The 23124-nt window shown below is 66.0% G+C and carries 19 protein-coding genes; 10 read left to right on the top strand and 9 right to left on the bottom strand.

Annotation, left to right across the window (positions count from 1 at the left end; all coding sequences use genetic code 11):
• Positions 1-9: 9 nt before the first annotated feature.
• The 4 genes from AC3ANR_RS01500 to AC3ANR_RS01485 form a co-directional block, all read right to left on the bottom strand.
• The gene (locus AC3ANR_RS01500) at positions 10-648 is read right to left on the bottom strand and encodes a 3'-5' exonuclease (RefSeq protein ID WP_488290108.1); all 639 of its coding nucleotides are present in this window, start codon (positions 646-648) and stop codon (positions 10-12) included.
• Between the two features lie 144 nt (positions 649-792).
• Positions 793-1005 (bottom strand): hypothetical protein, encoded by a 213-nt coding sequence (locus AC3ANR_RS01495; RefSeq protein WP_488290107.1) that lies wholly within the window; start codon positions 1003-1005, stop codon positions 793-795.
• 168 nt (positions 1006-1173) lie between these two features.
• Positions 1174-3750: a cyanophycin synthetase gene (cphA, locus tag AC3ANR_RS01490; RefSeq protein WP_488290106.1), complete on the bottom strand. Its 2577-nt coding sequence runs from the start codon at positions 3748-3750 to the stop codon at positions 1174-1176.
• A 7-nt stretch (positions 3751-3757) separates the two neighbouring features.
• A complete protein-coding gene (locus AC3ANR_RS01485) occupies positions 3758-5941 on the bottom strand; it encodes a cyanophycin synthetase (protein WP_488290105.1) in 2184 nt (727 codons plus the stop codon).
• 74 nt (positions 5942-6015) lie between these two features.
• On the opposite strand from AC3ANR_RS01485, the gene AC3ANR_RS01480 reads away from it, so the two are divergent.
• Both AC3ANR_RS01480 and AC3ANR_RS01475 read left to right on the top strand, forming a co-directional pair.
• Positions 6016-8241: a cyanophycin metabolism-associated ABC transporter gene (locus AC3ANR_RS01480; protein ID WP_488290104.1), complete on the top strand. Its 2226-nt coding sequence runs from the start codon at positions 6016-6018 to the stop codon at positions 8239-8241.
• Positions 8238-8705 (top strand): cyanophycin metabolism-associated DUF1854 family protein, encoded by a 468-nt coding sequence (locus AC3ANR_RS01475; protein WP_488290103.1) that lies wholly within the window; start codon positions 8238-8240, stop codon positions 8703-8705. The genes AC3ANR_RS01480 and AC3ANR_RS01475 overlap by 4 nt, the downstream gene beginning before the upstream one ends.
• Before the next feature lie 155 nt (positions 8706-8860).
• Here AC3ANR_RS01475 and AC3ANR_RS01470 read toward each other — a convergent pair whose 3' ends face one another.
• On the bottom strand, positions 8861-10423 hold the full coding sequence (locus tag AC3ANR_RS01470) for a DNA cytosine methyltransferase (RefSeq protein WP_488290102.1): 1563 nt from the start codon (positions 10421-10423) through the stop codon (positions 8861-8863).
• Positions 10420-10890, bottom strand: a complete 471-nt coding sequence (locus AC3ANR_RS01465; protein WP_488290101.1) for a very short patch repair endonuclease — start codon at positions 10888-10890, stop codon at positions 10420-10422. Before AC3ANR_RS01465 ends, AC3ANR_RS01470 begins: the two co-directional genes overlap by 4 nt.
• A gap of 90 nt (positions 10891-10980) precedes the next feature.
• Here AC3ANR_RS01465 and AC3ANR_RS01460 point away from each other — a divergent pair, with 90 nt between their 5' ends.
• From AC3ANR_RS01460 to AC3ANR_RS01445, 4 genes are all read left to right on the top strand, one after another.
• Positions 10981-11205 (top strand): hypothetical protein, encoded by a 225-nt coding sequence (locus AC3ANR_RS01460; RefSeq protein ID WP_488290100.1) that lies wholly within the window; start codon positions 10981-10983, stop codon positions 11203-11205.
• Positions 11206-11276: 71 nt separating this feature from the next.
• Positions 11277-13109 (top strand): hypothetical protein, encoded by a 1833-nt coding sequence (locus tag AC3ANR_RS01455; RefSeq protein WP_488290099.1) that lies wholly within the window; start codon positions 11277-11279, stop codon positions 13107-13109.
• 50 nt (positions 13110-13159) lie between these two features.
• Entirely contained in the window at positions 13160-13888 is a 729-nt protein-coding gene (locus AC3ANR_RS01450) for a hypothetical protein (RefSeq protein WP_488290098.1), read from the top strand.
• Positions 13878-14654 (top strand): hypothetical protein, encoded by a 777-nt coding sequence (locus tag AC3ANR_RS01445; RefSeq protein WP_488290097.1) that lies wholly within the window; start codon positions 13878-13880, stop codon positions 14652-14654. Before AC3ANR_RS01450 ends, AC3ANR_RS01445 begins: the two co-directional genes overlap by 11 nt.
• Here AC3ANR_RS01445 and gyrB read toward each other — a convergent pair.
• From gyrB to dnaA, 3 genes are all read right to left on the bottom strand, one after another.
• Entirely contained in the window at positions 14651-17263 is a 2613-nt protein-coding gene (gene gyrB / locus AC3ANR_RS01440; protein WP_488290096.1) for a DNA topoisomerase (ATP-hydrolyzing) subunit B, read from the bottom strand. The genes AC3ANR_RS01445 and gyrB overlap by 4 nt on opposite strands.
• Before the next feature lie 188 nt (positions 17264-17451).
• Positions 17452-18558, bottom strand: coding sequence for a DNA polymerase III subunit beta (dnaN, locus tag AC3ANR_RS01435; RefSeq protein ID WP_488290095.1), 1107 nt, complete (start codon positions 18556-18558; stop codon positions 17452-17454).
• A 205-nt stretch (positions 18559-18763) separates the two neighbouring features.
• Positions 18764-20185 carry a chromosomal replication initiator protein DnaA gene (gene dnaA / locus AC3ANR_RS01430; protein WP_488290094.1) on the bottom strand — a complete coding sequence of 474 codons (1422 nt, stop codon included), beginning with the start codon at positions 20183-20185 and terminating at the stop codon, positions 18764-18766.
• 185 nt (positions 20186-20370) lie between these two features.
• Between dnaA and rpmH the strand changes: the two genes are divergently transcribed.
• The 4 genes from rpmH to yidC are packed head-to-tail and all read left to right on the top strand — an operon-like array spanning position 20371 to position 23006.
• Positions 20371-20505, top strand: coding sequence for a 50S ribosomal protein L34 (gene rpmH / locus AC3ANR_RS01425; protein WP_027101598.1), 135 nt, complete (start codon positions 20371-20373; stop codon positions 20503-20505).
• Between the two features lie 31 nt (positions 20506-20536).
• Positions 20537-21019: a ribonuclease P protein component gene (locus AC3ANR_RS01420; protein WP_488290093.1), complete on the top strand. Its 483-nt coding sequence runs from the start codon at positions 20537-20539 to the stop codon at positions 21017-21019.
• Positions 21016-21288, top strand: coding sequence for a membrane protein insertion efficiency factor YidD (gene yidD / locus AC3ANR_RS01415; RefSeq protein ID WP_488290092.1), 273 nt, complete (start codon positions 21016-21018; stop codon positions 21286-21288). Before AC3ANR_RS01420 ends, yidD begins: the two co-directional genes overlap by 4 nt.
• Positions 21285-23006 carry a membrane protein insertase YidC gene (gene yidC / locus AC3ANR_RS01410; protein WP_488290091.1) on the top strand — a complete coding sequence of 574 codons (1722 nt, stop codon included), beginning with the start codon at positions 21285-21287 and terminating at the stop codon, positions 23004-23006. Before yidD ends, yidC begins: the two co-directional genes overlap by 4 nt.
• Positions 23007-23124: the final 118 nt, after the last annotated feature.

Below are 23124 nucleotides of genomic sequence, written 5' to 3'. Positions count from 1 at the left end.
GGCCGCGGCTCAGTGCGCCGCAGCCGGCGGCGTGGCGGCCGCCTGCAGGTACTTCTCGATGACGCGCGGCACGGCGTTGCGCGCGCTGCGCTGCACCTTGAGCAGCAGGTCGTGGCGGCACTCGCCCACGCCGTACTGGCGCCGCAGGTCGTGCCGGATCTGCCCGAGCAGCGCCGCGGCCACCTCCGCGTCGGCCATCGCGCGGTGCGCGCGGCCGGAGGACGGCAGCGCGTGGAACGCGGCCAGCGACCCCAGCTTGTGGTTGGGCGCCTGCGGATACAGCCGGCGCGACAGCAGCAGCGTGCAGGCGAACGGATGGTGGGCGCGCTGGCCGGCGCGTTCCAGCTCGAACTCCCAGAAGCGGCGGTCGAACGAGGCGTTGTGCGCCACCATCGGCGCGTCGCCAACGAAGCGCGCCGCGTCGGCCATCACGGCCTCGGCCGGCGGCGCGGTGGCGATCATGGCGTTGGTGATGCCGGTGTAGGCCTCGATGAAGGCCGGGATGCGCACGCCGGCGTTCATCAGGCTCTGGAAGCGGTCGACCACGCGGTCGCCTTCGAGCATCACGATGGCGACCTCGGTGGCGCGGTCACCCATGGTGGGCGACAGGCCGGTGGTTTCGAAGTCGATGACGGCGATGGAGGTCACCAGCTCGAGCATAACGGCTGGTGCCCGGCCGCAGCGCGGCTGATGCGCCGCAGTCCCGAGAACCTCCCTACCGCATGACGACCTTGGTCGGTATGTTCCCGAACGCGGTCGCGCCGCTTGCGGTGGCCGCCCGCCGGCGGTGGGTCAGGGCGTGCTCTTGCCGGCGCCCTGCGTGGCCGGCTCGCTCTGGCCCACGCGCGTGGGCGCCTCCGGCCGCCGGTCGCGGCGCGGGATGTTGCTGCCGGTCGGGATGTAGGCGTCGTCGCGGTCGGCGGCGTGCTTCGGGTCGATCGGCGCCGACGAGCAGGCCGCCAGCAACAGTGCGGAAAGCCCGAGGACGGGAAGGGATCTGGACATGGGTGGTGTCTCCTGCGGTCGGCGTGGTCGCTTCCGATCAGGAAGGCCTTGCCAGGGGTGCTCTCAAGCGATCGAGCGTACGGGCGCGGGGCTTACGGATCGTGTACGGATCGCGATCGAATGCGCGCCACACGCTGGCGCGGCGCCGCGGCCGCCGCGCCAGCCCGCTCAGCCGCCCGCCACCCGCCGGGCCAGGTGGGCCAGCGCCTCGTCCACCTGGTCCACGAGCACCAGGCACAGGTCCCCGGGCTGCAGCCGCGCGAGCGCCGCGTCGATCGCGGCGAATTCGCCGCGGATCTCCTCGACGTGCGTGGTGCGGCTCGCGCCCTGCAGCCCCTCGCGCAGCAGCGCCATCACCTCGCCGTCGGCACGCCCGCGCTGGGCCGCGTCCTGGTACAGCAGCACGTCGTCGAAGGCGGCGCCCAGGATGACGGTCTGGTCGCGGATGTCCTGGTCGCGGCGGTCGCCGGCGCCGCTGATCACCACCGAGCGGCGCCTGGCCGGCATCGCATCCACCGCCGCCACCAGCGCGCGCATCGCGTCGGGGTTGTGCCCGTAGTCGGCGATCACGGTCGCGCCCTTGTAGTCCATCACGTTGAAGCGGCCGGGCACGGTGTGCGCGTCGTTGACGAAGGTCGCCAGCCCGCTGCGGATGGTGTCCCACGCCAGGCCCGCGCCCCAGGCCGCGCCGACGGCAGCCATCACGTTCTCCACCTGGAAGCCGATGGTGCCGTTGCGGGTGATCGGGATGTCGGCCAGCCGCACGTGCCGGCGCCAGTTGCCCTCGGCGGCGACCACCGAGCCGCCGTCCAGCGCGGGATCGACGTAGACCATGCGCCCGCCCTGCGCGCGGTGCGCGGTCAGGACGGCGTGGTGGCGGTCGGCGGCGAAGAAGATCACCTTGCCGGGACAGGTGTGCGCCATCGCGGCGACGATGGGATCGGCGGCGTTCAGCACCGCGTAGCCCTCCTTGGGCGTGACGTTCTGCACGATCACGCGCTTGAGGACGGCCAGGTCCTCCACCGTGGTGATGTAGTTCAGCCCCAGGTGGTCGCCGGCGCCCACGTTGGTGACCACCGCGACCTGGCAGTGGTCGAAGCCCAGGCCTTCGCGCAGGATGCCGCCGCGCGCGGTCTCGAACACCGCCGCCTCGACGTCGGGGTGCATCAGCACGCTGCGCGCGCTCTTCGGGCCGCTGCAGTCGCCGGAGTCGATCTGCCGGCCGTCGACGTAGACGCCGTCGGTGTTGGTCAGGCCGACCTTGAGCCCGCTGCTGGCGAACAGGTGCGCGACCAGGCGCGCGGTGGTCGTCTTGCCGTTGGTGCCGGTCACGGTGACCACCGGGATGCGGCCGTCGTGGCCAGGTTCGAACAGGTGGTTGACGATGGCCTCGCCGACGTTGCGCGCCTTGCCGTAGGAGGGAGACAAGTGCATGCGCAGGCCCGGCGCCGCGTTGACCTCGACGATGCCGCCGCCCTGCTCCTCCAGCGGCTTGAGCACGCTCTCGCACACCATGTCGACGCCGCACACGTGCAGGCCCACCATCTGCGCCGCCGCGATCGCGCGTTCGGCCACCTCGGGGTGCACGTCGTCGGTGACGTCGGTGGCGGTGCCGCCGGTGGACAGGTTCGCGTTGTGGCGCATCCGCACCCGCTGGCCGCGCGCCGGCACGCTGGCGGTCGTGAGGCCCTGCTCGGCGAGCAGCGCGATGGCGATGTCGTCGATGCGGATCTTGGTCAGTGACGTCGCGTGGCCATCGCCGCGACGCGGGTCGGCGTTGACCTTGGCGACCAGCTCCGCGATCGTGTGCTCGCCGTCGCCCACCACCAGCGGCGGTTCGCGCCGCGCCGCGGCCACCAGCTGGTCGCCGACCACCAGCAGCCGGTAGTCGCTGCCGGGAAGGAATTTCTCGACCATCACGTCGCCGATCTCGGCGGCGGCCTTGTAGGCCAGCGCAATGCCTTCGCGCGTGGTGACGTTGACGGTGATGCCCTTGCCCTGGTTGCCGTCCCGGGGCTTCACCACCACCGGCAGGCCCACCTCCAACGCGGCGGCCCAGGCATCGGCCTCGTCGGCCACCGGCCGGCCGATGGGCACCGGCACGCCGACGGCGCGCAGCAACTGCTTGGTCAGGTCCTTGTCCTGGGCGATGGACTCCGACACGGCGCTGGTCTGGTCGACCTCGGCGGCCCAGATGCGCCGCTGGTGCCTGCCCCAGCCGAACTGCACCAGGCTGCCGTCGGTCAGGCGCCGCCACGGAATGCCGCGTGCCGCCGCGGCCTGCACGATGGAGCCCGTGCTCGGGCCCAGGCGCACGTCCTCGTCGGCCTCGCGCAGGCGGGCGATCGCGGCGTCGATGTCGAAGGCGGCCTGCGGGTCCAGCGTGGCCGCGACCAGCTGCTGCGCGAGCTCGAAGGCCAGGCGGCCCACCGCCTCCTCGCTGTATTCGACGACGACCTGGTAGACGCGTGGTTCCACCGTGGCCTGGGTGCGGCTGAAGCTCACCGGGCAGCCGGCCTCTTCCTGCAGCGCCAGTGCCGCGGCCTCGAGCACATGGGCCAGCGACACCGGGCCGCTGGCGGGCAAGGCGCCGATGCCCGGAAAGAGCTTGCGCAGGCGTGCCTCGAAGCCGGGGCAGTCGGTGACCGAGGTTTCGTCTTCGGCGCACGACACGACGGCCTCGATGGACGTGTGGCGGCTCCACAGGTTGGGGCCGCGCAGCGCGCGGATGCGGGAGATTTCCATGGCGGGCTCAGGCGGCGGCGTTGTGGGCGTCGAAGGTCTCGAGGCCGGCGGCGATCAGGTCGGGCGGGATGTCCAGCGCCCAGGCGGCGGCGACCACGGCGAGCAGGGTGTCGTCGTCCATGTCGCCGCGCGCCGCCGGCGACAGCGGCGCGAGCCGGGTCTCGCTGCTGCCGGTGGCCAGCACCAGGCGGCCGTCCTGCAGCCAGGCCGCCCGGCCGCCGCGCGCGCCGCTGCCGCGATGCGCGAGCAGAGCAGGCGTGCGCGGGTCGGCCGCATAGAGGATGACCTCGCCGTCGCACAGGGCGCCGAGCGCGGCGACGCGCTCGTCGGCCGCGTTCAGCACCGCGACGCCGTCGTCCAGCACCACGTCGACCTGCGTGCGCAGCACCTTGGCCATCTGCTCGGGCGATTGCACGTCGAACTCGGCCAGCGCCTCGGCGCCGGCCAGGTCGGTGACCACGCCGACCGTGCAGCGGTCGTAGGCCAGGCCGTCGCGCAGCACGCAGCGGGCGTCGTTCTCGAACACGGCCGCCTGCACGTTGCGGTTGACCAGCAGCCGATGCGCCAAGTCCCAGCGGCGGGCGTCGCCGCGCGCCAGCAAGCGGCGGTCGAGGAACAGGCCGTCGGCGCAGGCCAGGCCCACCCGCAGGCCGCGCAGCTGGGCGAGCCAGGCGACCAGCCGCGCGATGCGGGTGGTGCCGCGCGTGCCGGCGATGCCGATGATGGGGATGCGGCCGGCGTGCGTGGTACCGCTGTCCTCGGGAAACAGCGCGTCGACGATGGCCCGGCCCACCGGGCGCGGCTTGCCCACCGCGGGCTTCAGGTGCGCGAGCAGGCCGGGGCCGGCATTGACTTCGACGATGGCGCCGCCCTGCTCGTGCAGCGGGCGGGAGATGTCCTGCGCGACCAGGTCGATGCCGGCGATGTCCAGGCCGACGATGCGCGCGGCCAGGGCGACCACGTGTTCGACTTCCGGGTGGACCTGGTCGGTGCAGTCGATGGCGACATTGCCATTGCGCTGGATCAGCACTTTGCGTCCGGCCTCGGGCACGGCATCGGGCGCGAGGCCTTGCCGCGCCAGGTCGCCGAGGATGGCTTCGTCTTCCTCCAGCACCAGGCGGTTCAGCGGGTGGTCTTCGCTGGTGCCGCGGCGCGGGTCGCTGTTGATCTGCGCATCGACCACCTGGCGCACCGTGGAACGGCCGTCGGCGGTGACCCAGGCAGCCTCGCCGCGCGCGGCCGCCACCACCTTGCCGCCGATCACCAGCAGCCGGTGCTCGTCGCCGGGGATGGAGCGTTCGACCAGGACCTCGCTGCCATGGCGCGCGGCCACCGCGAAGGCGGTTTCGACGTCCGCGTGCGTGCGCAGGTCGAGCATCACGCCGCGGCCGTGGTTGCCGTCGCTGGGCTTGACGACCACCGGCAGCCCGATGTCCTGCGCGGCTTCCCAGGCCTCGGCCGGCGTCGCGACGGCGCGGCCCTCCGGCACCGGCACGCCGCAGCCGGCGATCAGGCGCTTGGTCAGGTCCTTGTCGCGGGCGATGCCCTGCGCGATGGCGCTGGTGCGGTCGGTCTCGGCGGTCCAGATGCGGCGCTGGCGCGCTCCGTGCCCCAGCTGCACCAGGTTGCCGTCGTTCAGGCGGATGTGCGGGATGCGCCGGTCGGTGGCCGCGGCGACGATGGCGGCGGTGCTGGGGCCGAGGTACGAGTCGTCGACCTGCTCGCGAATCCTGGCGACGGCGTCAGCCACGTCGAAGGAATCGTCGTTGATGGCCGCCATCACCAGCCGGTGGCCCTGCGCCAGCGCGCTGCGCGCGACCTGCTCGTCGCGGGCGCGGAACACCATGCGGTACACGCCGCGCTGCGAGGTGCTGCGCGTCTGGCCGAAGCCGGTGGGCATGCCCGCCAGGTTCAGCAGCTCGATCACCACGTGTTCCAGCACGTGGCCGGCCCAGGTGCCATCCTGCAGGCGCTGCAGGAAGCCGCCGCGCTCGCCGACGCCGCAGTGGTGTTCGACCAGCGCCGGCAGCAGCGTGGTGAGCCGCTCGTTGAAACCGGGGAGCTTGTTCGACGGCCAGTCTTCCAGCTCGCCGAGGTCCAGCCAGGTTTCGAGCACCGGCCGGTAGGTCCACAGGTTGGGGCCGCGCAGGTACTTGACGCGCAGCAGTCGAATGTCGTTCTTCTTGGTCATGGGCAGGTGCCGGCTTGGGCGAAAATCCGCGTCCCAACCAGGGCACGAGCCCAGTGTTTTCTTACCACCGTCGCATGCAATCTACTTCTCCGGCCGCCGCAGTGCCGGGCCCGGACTGGCGCAAGGCGCTCGACACGGAACTCGACAGCAACGAGAACGTCCTGGCGACCCTGGAGGTTGACATCGACGCGGCGATGCACTTCAACACCGGCGCGCTGGCGCTGACCGAGAGGCGGCTGCTAGCTTGGGCGAATGGTCGCTGGGCCGACTGGCAACTCGCTGACGGCATGGTGCTGCGCCACGGCGACCATGCGGGAATTGGCACACTGGAGTTGCTGGATCGCACAGGGCGTGTCGAGTTGTGGCGCTTCACGCTGGCGCAGCAGCGCGCGGTGCTGGCCTTCGTCGCCCGCTTCGAGCGCCTGCAATCGGGCGCGCCCGCCCCGGCGGAGGAACCCGCCGACGACGACGAAGCCGACGAGGACACCCGCCCTCCGTCCACGTGGGTGTTGCTGCGCCTGGCCCGTTTCGCCCGCCCGTACCGCAAGCAGCTCGCGATCGGCTTCGGCCTGACGCTCGCCTCCACCGCCGCGACGCTGGTGCCGCCCTACCTGACCATCCCGCTGATGGACAAGGTGCTGATCCCGTTCCAGAACGGCCAGCGCATCGACGCGCACTACGTGCTGCTGTTGCTGGCCGGCCTGCTCGGGTCGGCGCTGCTGGCGTGGGGCCTGGGCTGGGCGCGCACCTGGCTGCTGGCCCTGGTGTCCGAGCGCATCGCGGCCGACCTGCGCACCACGGCCTTCGAGCACCTGCTGCAGCTGTCGCTGGACTACTTCGGCGGCAAGCGCACCGGCGACCTGGTGGCGCGCATCGGCTCCGAGACCGACCGCATCTCGGTCTTCCTGTCGTTGCACGCCCTGGACTTCGCCACCGATGTCCTGATGTTCGCCATGACCGCGGCGATCCTGTTCTCGATCAATCCCTGGCTGGCGCTGGCGACGCTGCTGCCGCTGCCCTTCATCGCCTGGATGATCCACGCCGTGCGCGACCGGCTGCGCACGGGCTTCGAGAAGATCGACCGGGTGTGGGGCGACGTGACCAGCGTGCTGGCCGACACCATCCCCGGCATCCGCGTGGTCAAGGCCTTCGCGCAGGAGCGGCGCGAGGCGCAGCGCTTCCGCGAAGCCAACCAGGCCAACCTGGACGTCAACGACAAGTTGAACAAGACATGGAGCCTGTTCTCGCCCACGGTGTCGCTGCTGACCGACGTGGGCCTGCTGGTGGTCTGGGCCTTCGGCATCTGGCTGGTGAGCAGGAACGAGATCACGGTGGGCGTGCTGACCGCCTTCATCGCCTACATCGGACGCTTCTACACGCGGCTGGACTCGATGAGCCGCATCGTCTCGGTCACGCAGAAGGCGGCCGCCGGCGCCAAGCGCATCTTCGACATCCTGGACCACGTGTCCAACGTGCCCGAGCCGGCGCAGCCGGTGAAGATTGAGTCGCTTTCGGGTGCGATCGACATGAACGGCTTGGGATTCCGCTACGGCAACCGCAGCGTGATCCGCGACCTCGACCTGTCGATCCGCCCCGGCGAGATGATCGGCCTGGTGGGCCACAGCGGATCGGGCAAGAGCACGCTGGTCAACCTGATCTGCCGCTTCTACGACGTGAGCGACGGCGCGATCAAGGTCGACGACACCGACATCCGGCGCTTCGGCGTGGCCGACTACCGGCGCCACATCGGCCTGGTGCTGCAGGAGCCCTTCCTGTTCTTCGGCACCATCGCCGAGAACATCGCCTACGGCCGCCCCGACGCGACCCGCGCCGAGATCGTGGCCGCCGCGCGCGCCGCGCACGCGCACGAGTTCATCCTGCGCCTGCCCCTGGGCTACGACTCCATGGTCGGCGAACGCGGCCAGGGCCTGTCGGGTGGCGAGCGCCAGCGCATCTCGATCGCCCGCGCGCTGCTGATCGACCCGCGCATCCTGATCCTGGACGAGGCCACGTCCAGCGTCGACACGGAAACGGAAAAGGAGATCCAGAAGGCGCTGGACAACCTGGTGCAGGGCCGCACCACGATCGCCATCGCGCACCGCCTGTCCACGCTGCGCAAGGCCGACCGGCTGGTGGTGATGGACCGCGGCCGGGTGGTCGAGGTCGGGCCGCACGACGAGCTGATCGCGCGGCAAGGTGCGTACTGGCGGCTCTATGAGGCGCAGGCGCGGCAGGTGGACGAGGAAGACCAACTGCAGCTTGCGGTGCCGGTGCATGCGGCGCATCCGGCGGGGCAATGACGATGGCTTTTCAACTCGAACGCAATGCCTTCGGGCGGCTGGTGCTGACGCTGGCCGATGGCACGGTGCATGAGGGCGTGGTGCCGGTGCGGGCGTTTCCGCTGGCTGCGCCTGAAGAAGGCGTGTCGCTGGTGAGTGGGGAGGGGCGGGAGGTGGCTTGGGTGGATCAGCTCGGATTGCTCGCTGATGAGGTCCGCGCCTTGATCGAAGTGGAATTGGCGGGGCGCGAGTTCGTGCCGACGGTGCTGCGGATCGAGGCGGTGTCCAGCTTTTCGACGCCGAGCACGTGGAGCGTGGTGACGGTTCGTGGGCCGACGCAGTTCGTACTGAAGGGCGAAGAGGATATTCGGCGGCTGGGGGACGGGGCGCTGTTGATTGCGAGCGCAGAGGGAATCAACTTCCGGGTTGCGAGCCGTTCTGGACTGGACCGACATTCGCGGAAGTTGTTGGAGCGGTTTCTATAACCTCCGGAACCTGTCTGGCCACCTTTGCGTCTGCGAACCGGCTGTGGACTTCGCGAGCCTTCGCCCACCGAGAAGGACTGAGCTCGTCGTGGTGCGCAGCAAACGCGCGACAGGCCGCAAGTGCTACCGCCATCTCAGGCAAGAAAGCGCCGCAGCTACGCCGCTCGCAGTTTGTGAACGTCGACAGCTTTTGAACTGCCCAGTACCCCTCCGACGACTTCCGCAATCTGAAGTGCGAGCAGTGGAGGTACTGCATTTCCAACTTGGTGATACTGCTGAGTCTTTGTCCCCTGAAAGAAGTAGTTGTCCGGGAACGTTTGCAGGCGTGCCGCTTCCCTAACTGTGAGGCTCCGGCACTGAGTCGGATCAGGATGGATGAAATAGTGACCATCCTTTGAGATATGGCTCGTTACTGTTGTACTTGGCTCGTCGTAGTACTGGACGCGGAACCTGTCGGCAAATTTACCTGTGGTCCAGTTCTTGTGAGCCGGAACCAGGGACGGAAGATCGAAGTCTCTATGGCCCTTCGGCGGGAAGTGATAGCACTCTGTAAATGCCGCGGCGTATAGATAGCGCCCGAGGTCACTGGCCATATGCGCCCGCGCTTCATGATTGAGCCATACAGAAAGACGCTCGTCTCCGACCCAACGGCCGAACTGACCGCCAGCTCTCGGTCCGGGCAGTCGGTCAAATCTTAGGTGACCAGTCGACAGCTTTTCAGAGATCTGACCAGCAGTAGCTCGAAGGCGCTCTGCCAATTGCTTTCGGCGCGGCTCACAAGCATTAGCCAGCAAATGTGCATGACCACGGACCGTCTCAGTCCACTTAGTCGAACTGTCCTCAGTGCTTAGCCTGCTGCGCAGCCTAGGTAGATCCTCTATCGCTTCGCGCACGGGTACGGCCTTTGCAGAACGGCCCAGCCCTAAGCTGAGTGGTGGCTCGATGTCTTCTCGCACGCCCAAAAGAATCACTCGATGTCGTGTTTGCGGTATGCCATGCTGCTCCGCTCGGATAATGAAATCACGCGCGTCGACATCGTCAGGGTCCATCCCACTAATGAATGCTGTCGGCTCCGCGAGTGAATGGATGACGTAACGTACCCCGCGCCGGCCAGTTAGTGCGTAAGTTGGGCTTGAGAGATCTTTGAGAATGTCTGAGAAGACGCGCTTGCCACCAACTTGAGACGACAAGATGCCTTTCACGTTCTCCATAACGAAAGCGGCTGGCTTAACTTTCGCGACGATGCGCAAGTATTCGCGATAAAGAAAGTGTCTCCGGTCGTCTTCAGCCACGTAGCTGGATGTGCCCTTGTTTCTGGCTCGACCTACCAGCGAATAGGCTTGGCACGGTGGGCCGCCAATCAGAACCGTCGAGTCCGGGTCCAGCTTCGATCGAGCGAGTACGCGATCTAGTTCGGCGTCAGAGGCGACTTCCCCCAATGTGAGCTGCCTTGCCTCGTTTTCAGCAAGTGCCCACAAACTTGGGCAGGCCGTACGCAAGTCTGTCTTTCCCGAGTTGCAGAACTCGTAGTACGCGTCCAGCGCGCCCCTGTCACCGCTTCTTCTTGCCGCTCTGAAGAAGCTACGGAGGGTCAATGTTGCATGGGCCCCGGGATCCATCTCTGCGGAAACAACGATGTTGAAGGTGCTGCCATCGAATGCGGATGAAAAGCCCTCACCAAGCCCGCCTGGGCCCGCGAAAAGATCGATGACGTTCATGTATCTGTCTTACCGGTTTCCAGCTCTAACACTAGCCGGGGGTCAGTCGCATTTCTGATCCACGAACCCAACGCTTGCATCTGAGCTGTGAAATGCTCGGAAACATCACGCGTAGCGCACTCCCATACAACGGCGACTCTCCAACCGGCGCTGAGCAGTGACATTAGGACTACGACATCGCGATCGGCATTGGCTCCAAGTTTCCCCTCCCAGAACGCTCGGTTCGTGTTCGGCATCTTCGAGAAGCGGCAGCCGTGCATGTGCCAAAAGCATCCGTGCACGAAAACTGCTGTATGCCACCGTGGCAGCACGATGTCCGGCCGGCCAGGAAGCCCCGCTCCGTCGAGTCTGAATCTGAAGCCCAGCCGATGCAAAGCCCCTCGTACCTTTCGCTCGGGACGAGTGTTCGCGGAACGGATCCCACTCATCAGTCGACTGCGGGTGTCTGAATCAACGATGTCAGGCATGGCTGCACTTGCCAGTGCTGGATTTAATCACAGTTGTAACGGTCCCCACCCGCGGCGTATATTTCGCGAATATTTGCGGAGTGTACGACCATGGCAAGAGACAGACGCGCAAAGTTCGTCGAACTTGCGACCAATAGGGTGACTCGGGCCATCAAGGACCTAAGGCTGATCGGCAACCTTGCGAACAGATCGGCCTATGAGTATTCCGAAGACGACACCAAGAAGATCCTCCGAGCACTCCAGCGTGAGGTGGACGACCTCAAGCATCGCTTCCGCGGCGAGGGGTCAACAGACGAGACGCTGTTCAAGCTATGAGGTTGCTAACCGCAGTCGGGCCAGTGCGCCACGCGAAGGTTGGCGAGCCACAAACACTCTGAGAGGACGACATGAAGTGCATGGCGCGAGTAGTTAAGCGCGACGAAGTCGACCAAGGCATCACACAGCGCGATCAGTTCAACACTGAGGACTTCGCGCTTGCTGAGACCTTAGTTCGAGAGCCACACCAGAACTCTCTGGATGGCGCGGTCAAGGGTTCGACAGGTCCCGTCCGCACTCGAATCGCGTTCACACAAGCCAAGCCGGCGCACGCTGAGCTCTGGAGTTCACTTTTCAAGCCGCTCAGGCCTCATCTGGAGGCTTCGAAGATCGACGTATCAGCAGTCAACTTGAGCAGCCCGCGGATCCTCATCATCGAGGATTTCGGGACGACGGGACTTCTCGGGAGATTGGACGCTAAGGACCGTCTCAACTTCTCAGATTTCTGGCGGCGATTTGGGCTCTCCCACAAAGGCGGCGGAGCGGGAGGCAGATGGGGGCTAGGCAAGCTTGTTTATTCCAGTGCCTCGCAGATCGGGACGTTCTTCGGCCTGACAGTACGCCACGATGACCCAACGAGGCAACGAGTTCTGATGGGTCAGGCAATTCTCAACAATCACCAAATCGGTGAGGTTGATTACGCACCTCACATCTTCTTTGCGGTGCCGGCGGACGATGGATTCCAGTTGCCAGAAGTCGACCCCCAGATGGTTGACAAGGTGGCAGAGGCGATTGGTTTCACACGCAAGGACGAGCCAGGACTCTCTATCGCCGTTGTGTGCGTCAATGAAGGTCTCGAGCCAGAACTTCTGCTGCCGCACGTGATTCGAAACTACTTCTTCCCGATACTCACGGGCAGGCTTGTCGTCGAAATCGACGGGAAAGTCATCAACGAAAAGTCTTTTGACGAGATGGCGAAGTTGTACGGCGGCAAGGAGCTCGCGGACGGGGCTCTTATTTCGTTCATTCGAGGTATCAAGGACCAAACGCCCGCAGTCGCCTTGGCAAATTCGTGGGCGAGCGATGGGGCAATGGCAGGGCTCAAGGAAGAGATTCAAGCGCAGCTTAAGACCGAGTACTCCGAAGGAAAACTGATCTCAGTTCGAGCTCCCCTAGCAATCACGCGCAAGACAGGGAAAACGGACCAGACGCACATAGACGTCTTTCTCCAAAAGGCGCCGCCGGAGGCAAGTGGCGCCGCGCTGTTCGTGAGAGGCAGCATCACGATACCTGGGGAGGCTCGGTTCTTCAGCGGTCGCCGCGCCTTTGCCGCGCTGCTCGCGATGGATCAACCCATTCGCGAGTTTCTTGGGGACGCTGAGAACCCCGCACACACGAGGTGGGTCGCCTCAGCAAAGAAGCTCACTGATGGCTGGAAGAGGCCTGCACCAACGGTTGCGGCGATCAGACGTGTTCTCAACGAGATCTACGCCGTCGTCGCCGAAGCAGACGCAAAGGTAGACGAGGACGTCTTTGCTGACTTCTTTTCCATCCCGGACCCGAATCCATCCAAGAAGAAGCCGAAGGGCACCCCCCCGCCACCGCCGCCGCCTCCCCCACCTCCGCCGCCCCCACCTCCACCACAGCCAACCGATTTCAAAGTGACGGCGAGAAAGGGGGGCTTCACCGTTAGCGGAACCGGCCGGAAAGACATGACGCTTCCTTTGACCTTGAACGTGCGAGCCGCCTACGGAGTGTTCCGCGGTGATCCGTTCAAAAAACACAAGCGCCAAGATTTCGATTTCACCTCCGCGGGCGCGCCTCAACATCACGCGACGGGGGCGGAATGCGGGCCAGTTACCGCTAACGCGATTCAGATCACTGCAGCCGAGCCCGACTTTAGAGTAGACGTGGACGGCTTCGATACAGAGCGCGACATCGAGATTGATGTCAGCAAGGAGTAGTCGTGAAAAGGACTATCAATTCCACCGGCCGACAGCGAATCACGCGCCACATGGCGACCTTCGACATTCAGCGAACGGTCGAGGGTGTCCCGCTCTCATTTACCGCAAATCTAGCGGGCCTATCAACACTTGGCTTGCCGGATAGCGCCAAGGTCGTCGTCGAGCCGTATTGCCGCACAAGCGGGTTGAGATTCAGCTTCGGGAGCATCGGAAGCATCACTCCGCCTGCGAATACTTCGCTTGCAGACATCGATAAAGGGGGGGAAATCCTGTTCCGCGTGAAAGTGATCGACGAAACAGGAGTCCTTGGTCGGCTTCTGGCCTCCGGTGATCGGCTGCCCGCTAACGAGCCCTACGTCCCTGGAGATGAGCCTGGACGTAAACCGCTGTTGCCTGCAAAGCCGGAGTGGCTGGGCGAGCAAATCTGGGATGTCAGCGAAGCCAGCAGCGATCGACCATACCTGCTGGTCAACATCAGGATTCACGACCTCGCCTACAAGATAAGTAAAGACCCGGTTCTGGGAGGAGCGGTCCTGACCGAGGCATTTCGCAAGGTTCTGAGGCAGCTGCTGAATAGCCAACATGAAGAGCTGGAGTGGATTCCATACTGGATGACCTTCCTCCAAGTGCTGGGCACCCCCGTTCCTGAAGACGTGAACGAAGATGACGAGGCGATGGAGAAGTTCATCAAGGACGCTGTGGCGGCTTTTACCGATAAGTACCAGTTCGCTTCGAGAGCGCTCGTGGCGACAGAACCGGAGGCTGTGTATGGCGACTGAGATCAGAGTTTTGACCGCCGCGGGCGTCGAGGCATTCCAGAAGTATGTAGAGGAGCTCAAATCGGACCCGGACACACTAGACGTGGCCGGGCTCCTGACCGATCCAGAGTTCAGTGAGGCAGCTTCGTTTTCTGCCGTGATTGAACAAGAACCTCTCGGCCGGCCCTTTGATTCGGCTTACGAACTTGGTGTCTACCTAAACGCGCAACTGGCGGGGGTCGAGCGTTCGACGATCTCCCATGACCATCGCTTGTGGAACTGGGTAACTCTGTTTTTCTGGGACTTGGTTTGCCCACGCAAAGACGGACAGCGCTCACCAAGCGAGGTGGCCGCGTACGTCCTCTCAAAGACATACAGCTATCAGCGCTACTATCGCCACATCGTCCGAAGCGCGTGGCATCTGGTCTCTGTGCATGGCGCGGCGAGCAAGGTCTTGCTCACGCCAGGCTCCAAGAGCGCAGCGCCGGTTGCCATCCGAACTGACCCGCAGATGCAGATCGCGGCGACGCAGCGCTACGTGGAGAGTAAGACGGTTGTGGCTTTGGCTTACAAGCTCTACTACGACGAAAAAATGGACCGGCTTAAAACCGGAGCATCAGCAAAGGACGACGGAGGCCCACGCAGGCTGGTCGCAGTATTGAACCAGTTTGATCTGACCTACGACCTCGACGATCCGCCGATCGAGAACCTCCTAAAGTTGCTTCCTTCAGAGTTCGACCGATTTAAGGTCGCGAACACGCCCGCGGGCGTCCGCCGGAGTCGTTAGACGTCAATATTTGCCGCCCTCAGCGCATTCGTCTCAATGAAGTCCCTCCGCGGCTCCACCTCATCCCCCATCAGCATCGTGAACACCTTGTCCGCTTCGATCGCGTCCTCGATCTGCACGCGTAGCAGGCGCCGCACGTTCGGGTCCATGGTGGTTTCCCACAGCTGCTCGGGGTTCATCTCGCCCAGGCCCTTGTAACGCTGGCGGGCGGTGGCGCGTTCGGCCTCGCCGATCAGCCAGCGCATGGCTTGGCGGAAGTCGCCGACCTTTTCTTCCTTCGCGCGCTCGCCCTCGCCGCGGGTGACGCGCGCGCCCTCGTGCAGCAGGCCGCGGAAGGTGTCGGCGGCCTCGGCCAGCGCCTTGTAGTCGGCGCCGTGCACGAAGTCCTGCGTGATGACGCTCGACTTCACGTTGCCGTGGTGGCGGCGGCTGATGCGCAGGATGGGCTTGTCGGTGCGGGCGTCGAACTCGCCGGCCACTTCGGCCGGCGCCGCGTTGGTGGCGCGGTCGATCTCGTGCAGCTTGGCCTGCAGCGCCAGCGCCGAGGCTTCGGCCTCGGCCACGGTGTCCAGGTTCAGGCGCACGCCGTCGGCCACGGCGCGCAGCGCCTCGGCGTCCATGAAGCCCGACAGGCGCTGGATCACGTGCTCGGCCACCTGGTGCTTGCGCGCCAGCTCGGCCAGCGTCTCGCCGCTGATGGTGGTGGGCGTGTCGCCGCCGGTGTGCACGCTGGCGCCGTTCAGGGCGATGCGCAGCAGGAAGGCGTCGAGCTCGGTGCCGTCCTTCAGGTACAGCTCCTCCTTGCCGGCCTTGACCTTGTACAGCGGCGGCTGCGCGATGTAGATGTGGCCGCGCTCCACCAGCTCGGGCATCTGGCGGTAGAAGAACGTCAGCAGCAGCGTGCGGATGTGCGCGCCGTCCACGTCGGCGTCGGTCATGATGATGATGCGGTGGTAGCGCAGCTTGGCGACGTTGAAGTCGTCGGTGTCGCCCTTGCCGTTCGAATTGGCGGTGCCCGCCTTGCCGATGCCGGTGCCCAGCGCGGTGATCAGCGTCAGGATCTCGTTGCTGGTCAGCAGCTTCTCGTAGCGCGCCTTCTCCACGTTCAGGATCTTGCCGCGCAGCGGCAGGATGGCCTGGAACTTCCGGTCGCGCCCCTGCTTGGCGCTGCCGCCGGCGGAGTCGCCCTCGACGATGTAGATCTCGCACATCGCCGGGTCCTTCTCCTGGCAGTCGGCCAGCTTGCCAGGCAGCCCCATGCCGTCGAGCACGCCCTTGCGGCGCGTCATCTCGCGGGCCTTGCGCGCGGCTTCGCGGGCACGCGCGGCCTCGATGATCTTGCCGACGATGATCTTGGCGTCGTTGGGGCGCTCCTGCAGGTAGTCGTTCAGCGTGCGGGCCACCACGTCTTCCACCGGGCCGCGCACTTCGCTGGACACCAGCTTGTCCTTGGTCTGGCTGGAGAACTTGGGCTCGGGCACCTTGACCGACAGCACGCAGGTCAGGCCCTCGCGCATGTCGTCGCCGGTGACTTCGACCTTGGCCTTCTTGGCCAGCTCGTTCTCTTCGATGTACTTGTTGATCACCCGCGTCATCGCCGCGCGCAGGCCGGTCAGGTGGGTGCCGCCGTCACGCTGCGGGATGTTGTTGGTGAAGCACAGCACCTGCTCGTTGTAGCCGCTGTTCCACTGCATCGCGACTTCGACACCGATGTTGGTGTTCTGGTCGCTCTGGCGGTCGCCCATCGCGTGGAACACGTTCGGGTGCAGGACCGTCTTGCCCTTGTTGATGAAGTCGACGAAGCCCTTGACGCCGCCGGCGCCGGAGAAGTCGTCGCTCTTGCCCGAGCGCTCGTCCACCAGCTTGATGTTGACGCCGTTGTTCAGGAACGAGAGCTCGCGCAGCCGCTTGGACAGGATCTCGTAGTGGAAGTCACTGTTCTCGCGGAAGATCTCGGTGTCGGGCAGGAAGTGCACCTCGGTGCCGCGCTTGTCGGTGTCGCCCAGCACCTGCATCGGGCTGACGTCCACGCCTTCGCGCTGCTCCAGCATGCGGTTCTGCACCACGCCCTTGCTGAATTCCAGCACGTGCACCTTGCCCTCGCGGCGCACCGTCAGGCGCAGCATCTTGGACAGCGCGTTGACGCAGCTCACGCCCACGCCGTGCAGGCCGCCCGAGACCTTGTAGCTGTTCTGGTTGAACTTGCCGCCCGCGTGCAGCTCGGTCAGGGCGATCTCGGCGGCCGAGCGCTTGGGCTCGTGCTTGTCGTCCATCTTGATGCCGGTGGGAATGCCGCGGCCGTTGTCCACCACGCTGATGGAGTTGTCGGTGTGGATGGTCACCACGATGTCGTCGCAGTGGCCGGCCAGCGCCTCGTCGATGGAGTTGTCGACCACCTCGAACACCAGGTGGTGCAGGCCCGTGCCGTCCGACGTGTCGCCGATGTACATGCCGGGGCGCTTGCGCACCGCTTCCAGGCCTTCCAGGATCTGGATCGACGACTCGCCGTAGGCGGCGGTGGCGCCGGCCTGGTTGGTGTCGATCGCGGGCTGGTAGTTGGAACTGTCCTCGCCTGCGGGACCGGTGTTCACATTGTTTTGATCAGACATTCGGACACTTCTCTCTATCTCTTGAAGGACGGAACCCGCCTGGAATGGCGGGTCCTCGTTCCTGCTCTGGCCGTGTCATGCGGGGGTCGACCCGGCTGCCTGTCATCGCGGGCTTGACCCGCCATCCAGTCCTGACTCGATCAAGCCGCGGGACTGGGTGCCGGGTCGAGCCCGGCATGACAGGATCGTCAGATGCGCATCGGCATCACCACGTACTTGAAGTTGGCGTCTTCCGGGTTGGTGATGAGGGCCGAGCTGTTGCTGTCGGCCAGCTCCATCTTCACCATCTCCTGGCTCATGTTGGCCAGCGCGTCGATCAGGTAGGTGACGTTGAAGCCGATCTCGATGGCGTCGCCGCCGTAGTCGATGTCCAGCTCGTCCACCGCCTCTTCCTGCTCGGCGTTGTTGCTGGCCACGCGCAGCGTGCCCGGCTCGATGTTCAGGCGCACGCCCTTGAACTTCTCGCTGGTCAGGATGGCGGTGCGCTGCAGGCTGGCCAGCAGCGGCACGCGGCCCAGGGTGACCGAGTTCTTGTGGTTCTTGGGGATGACGCGGTTGTAGTCGGGGAACTTGCCCTCGACCAGCTTGGTGACGAACTCCATGCCGCCGAACGAGAACTTGGCCTGGTTGCTGGCGAACTGCATCTCGATGGCGCCTTCGGCGTCGGACAGCAGGCGCTGCATCTCCAGCACGGTCTTGCGCGGCAGGATCACCTCCTGGCGCGGCACCTCGACGTCGAGCGTGGCGCTGGCGAACGCCAGCCGGTGGCCGTCGGTGGCCACCAGCGACAGCTGCTTGCCCTCGGCCACGAACAGGATGCCGTTGAGGTAGTAGCGGATGTCGTGCACCGCCATCGCGAAGCTCACCTGCGCCAGCAGGGCCTTGAGCGTCTTTTGCGGCACGCTGAACGCGGGGCCGAAGCTGGCGGCCTCCTGCACCAGCGGGAAGTCCTCCGCCGGCAGCGTCTGCAGCGTGAAGCGGCTCTTGCCGCCCTTGAGCAGCAGCTTGTTCTGGCTCGACTCCAGGCTCACGGTCTGGTCGGACGGCATGGTGCGCAGGATGTCGATCAGCTTGCGCGCGCCCACCGTGGTGGTGAAGTTGCCGGCGTCGCCGCCCACGTCGGCCGTGGTGCGGATCTGGATCTCGAGGTCGCTGGTCGTCAGCTGCACCTGGCCGCCCGACTTGCGGATCAGCACGTTGGCCAGGATCGGCAGCGTGTGCCGCCGCTCCACGATGCCAGCCACCGACTGCAGCACCGAGAGCACCTTCTCCTGGGGGGCCTTCAGGACGATCATGCGTTCCCTCTCTTCCTCTTGGTATTTCTTTGGTTAAAGGTCGTCTTCGCGAAACAAGGGCCGGCGTCCTTGTGGACAAACGCCATTTTCCCCTTTTTCATCAGGCACTTGCGCGGCCCGGGAGACCCTGTCCTGCGGGGCTCGAGCCGGCCTCCGGGCCGGCGCGACGCGCCCGCAATGACGAAGTCCTGGGTGATTCCCACCATCAGCCCTTGAGCGTCTGTTCCAGCACGTGCAGCTGCTGGTTCAACTCGGTCACGTTCTGCCGCTCCTGCGCGATCTTCCGCACCGCGTGCAGCACCGTGGTGTGGTCGCGCCCGCCGAACAGCTCACCGATCTCGGGCAGGCTCTTTTGCGTCAGCTCCTTGGCCAGGTACATGGCGATCTGGCGCGGGCGGGCGATCGAGGCCGGGCGCTTTTTCGAATACATGTCGGCGACCTTGATCTTGTAGTAGTCGGCCACCGTCTTCTGAATGTTCTCCACGCTGATCTGCCGGTTCTGGATCGACAGCAGGTCGCGCAGCGCCTCGCGCGCCAGCTGGATCGAGATCTCCTTCTGGTTGAAGCGCGAATAGGCCAGGATCTTGCGCAGCGCGCCTTCGAGCTCGCGCACGTTGGAGCGCACGTTCTTGGCAACGAAGAACGCCACCTCCTCCGGCATCTCGGCGCTCTCGGCGCGGGCCTTGTTGATCAGGATGGCCACGCGCATCTCCAGCTCGGGCGGCTCGATGGCCACCGTCAGCCCGGAGTCGAAGCGCGAGACCAGCCGCTCGTGGATGTCGGCCAGCCCCTTGGGGTAGGTGTCCGACGTCATCACGATGTGGCTTTTCTTGGCCAGCAGGGCCTCGAAGGCGTTGAAGAACTCCTCCTGCGTGCGGTCCTTGTTGGCGAAGAACTGCACGTCGTCGATGAGCAGCAGGTCCAGGCTGTGGTAGCGCTCCTTGAACTCGTCGAAGGTCTTGCGCTGGTACGCCTTGACCACATCGCTCACGAACTGTTCGGCGTGGATGTAGAGAACTTTGCTGCCCGGCCGGTCGGCCAGCAGTTTGTTGCCCACCGCATGCACCAGGTGGGTCTTGCCCAGCCCGACACCGCCGTAGATGAAGAGCGGGTTGTAGAGCTGCCCCGGCATGCCGGCCACGTGCATGGCGGCGGCCCGGGCCATGCGGTTGGCCGTGCCCTCGACCAGCGTGTCGAAGGTCAGCGCCGTGTTGAGCCGGTTCTTGAAGGCGCCGGGCGCCGTGTCGGCGTTGTCCTCGGCCAAGTCGGCCGGCTCGTTGGCCGGCGGAATCTCCGGCGCGGCGGGCGCCGCGTAAGTCCTGGCGTGACTTTCGCGCTGAGCGAGCGCTAACTCGAGCAGCACCGGCTGGCCGTAGATCTTCTCCAGCGTGGCGGCGATGCGGCCGGCGTACTGCGCCCGCACCCAGTCGAGCTTGAAGCGGTTGGCCACGAACAACGTGACCTTGGAAAAATCGTCGGAAACCTTGGCGGCCAGCGGCTTGATCCAGGTGTTGAACTGCTGCTCGGGCAGCTCCTGGGCCAGTTGCTCGATGCACGCCTGCCACAGGCTGCCGCCCGGGTTGAGCGCCCCGCCGGCGGCCAGGCTGTCGCTGAACCCCTCACTCATCTGGTTGCCGCCTCTTGTGGATAGTTGTCATGCGTGCAAACGCCCCATTGTAAGTTCTCAAGGCGTTATCCACACCGGGTTTCCGCTATTGCCGGGCCGGCGGTTGCAGCTTGACGCAAGCCCGGTTTCTTGCTGGGGTGGGCCGAATCGGGGATAATCGCGGGTTCCTCGGAAAGTACAGAACCATGAAACGCACCTACCAACCCTCCAAAGTGCGCCGCGCCCGCACCCACGGCTTCCTGGTCCGCATGAAGACCCGCGGCGGCCGCGCCGTGATCAACGCCCGCCGCGCCAAGGGCCGCAAGCGCCTGGCCGTCTGAGCCGCGCGGCGGCTTTCGGCTTGCAGCGCCAGTGCAGCGGCTGAAAACCCGGGCCCAGTTCGAGGCCGTCATGGCCGGCGGCAGCACCGTCTCCCGAACCGCCCATTTCGCCTTGCACCGCGCCCCGCTGCGGTCGCCAACAGCCGAAGTCCGCGCGCCTGGACTGCCCACGGGGGCGGCCATCGAAGGTCCTGCGACCGCCGGTGGCGCCCCTGGATTGCCCACAGGGCCGGGAACGAAGGGTTCCACGGCCCTGTTTGCTGTCCAGGGGGAACCCTGGATCGGCGCCATCGTTCCCAAGCGATGGGCCCGGCGGGCCGTGACCCGCAATGCCATCAAACGCCAGATCTACACCGTGAGCCTGGACATCGAAGCCGACCTGCCCGCCGCCGTGCACGTGGTGCGGCTGCGCACCGGCTTCGACAAGTCACAGTTCGCCAGCGCCACCTCGCCGGCGCTCAAGCGCGCCGTGCGCGCCGAGCTGCAGCAGCTGTTCGCAGGGGCGCGCCGGTGATCCGCGCCGCCCTCATCGGCCTGGTCAAGGGCTACCGGCTGCTGCTGTCGCCCTGGCTCGGCTCGGCCTGCCGCTTCACGCCCACCTGCTCGGTCTACGCCCTCGCGGCGCTGGAGCGGCATGGCGCGGCCGCGGGCTCCTACCTCACCTTGGCGCGCCTGGCGCGCTGCCACCCGTGGTGCCGGGGTGGCGTCGACGAGGTGCCCCCGCACCCGCCCGCGCTGTTCACCCGGCTGCTGGCCCCTACCACGCACAAAGAGTCTTCATGAACGACATTCGCCGCACCATTCTCTGGGTGATCTTCGGCTTCTCCATGGTGCTGCTGTGGGACCAATGGCAGGTCTACAACGGCAAGCCCGCCACCTTCTTCCCGCAGCCGCACAAGGCCGTGGCCACCGCCAGCGCGCCGCAGGCGCCGGGCAGCGCCACCCCGGCCGCCGGCGCCGCCAACGCGCCGGGCACCGTGCCGGGCGCGACCGGCACCGCCGCGGCGCCGGCCGCCGTGCCGCGCGAGACCTTCAACGTCACCACCGACCTGCTGCGGTTGACGTTCGACACCGAAGGCGGCTCGCTGGTGCGCAGCGAGCTGCTCAAGGTCGCGGCCGACTCCTCCTCGCACGACAAGAACACCAGCACCTTCACGCTGCTGCAGGACAGCCCGCAGCGGGTGTACGTTGCGCAGTCGGGCCTGATCGGCGGCGACTTCCCCAACCACACCACGGTGATGACCGCCAGCGGCGACCGCGAGCTCAAGGACGGCGCCGGCGAGGTCAACATCCGCTTCGAGTCGCCCGAGAAGAACGGCGTCAAGCTGGTCAAGACCTACACCGTCAAGCGCGGCGCGTACGACATCGCCGTCAAGCACGAGGTGATCAACACCGGCACCGCGCCGGTGTCGCCGCAGCTGTACCTGCAGATCGTGCGCGACGGCAAGGACGCTTCGGGCGGCTCGAGCTTCTACTCCACCTTCACCGGCCCGGCGGTCTTCACCGAGGAAGGCAAGTACCAGACGGTGAAGTTCGAGGACGTCGAGAAGAACAAGGTCGACATCCAGAAGCAGTCGTCGCACGGCTGGGTGGCCATGGTCCAGCACTACTTCGCCACCGCCTGGCTCCTGCCCGACGGCATCAAGCGCGAGCCATTCATCCGCACGGTGCCCAACACGCAGGCGCCGGCGCTGGGCCAGCACCTGTACGCGGTGGGCATGATCGCCGCCCTCGACCCGGTGGCCCCGGGGGCCAGCAAGGCCGTCCCGGCGACCTTCTTCTCCGGCCCGCAGGAGGAGAAGATGCTGGCCAGGCTGGATCCGGACCTGGACCGGGTCAAGGACTACGGCCACTTCTACATCATCGCCAAGCCGCTGTACTGGCTGCTGGACAAGATCCACTCGGTGATCGGCAACTGGGGCTGGTCGATCATGGCGCTGGTGCTGCTGATCAAGATCGCCTTCTACTGGCTGCAGGCCAAGGGCTACGAGAGCATGGCCAAGATGAAGGCCATCAACCCCAAGGTCATGGCGCTGCGCGAGCGCTACAAGGACAACCCGCAGCAGATGCAGCAGGAGATGATGCGCATCTACCGCGAGGAGAAGGTCAACCCGCTGGGCGGCTGCCTGCCCATCATGGTGCAGATCCCGGTGTTCATCGCGCTGTACTGGGTGCTGCTGTCCACCGTCGAGATGCGCAACGCGCCCTGGATCGGCTGGATCCGCGACTTGGCCGCGCCGGACCCGTTCTTCATCCTGCCCGCGGTGATGACGCTCACCACGCTGCTGCAGACGGCGCTCAACCCGGCGCCGCCGGACCCGATGCAGGCCAAGATGATGTGGATCATGCCGCTGGCGTTCTCGGTCATGTTCTTCTTCTTCCCGGCCGGCCTGGTGCTGTACTGGATCACGAACAACGTGCTGTCCATCGCCCAGCAGTGGCTGATCAACTGGCGCATGGGCGTGCCGCCGCAGTTCAACCTGCCCAAGTTCAGCAAGTAGGGGCGCCGCAGGCGCGCCTGCCGATTCCCGCGCCCGGCGGGAATCCGGACAGGAACCGAAGGGCCGCGCAAGCGGCCCTTCGCCATTTCTGCCGCCCCGTTCGGGCCATGCGCGCAAC

It is taken from the genome of Ramlibacter sp. JJN2-2R, from assembly GCF_057747835.1.
Note: the sequence above shows the minus strand (reverse complement) of the source record. Positions and strands in the feature narration are given on the sequence as shown.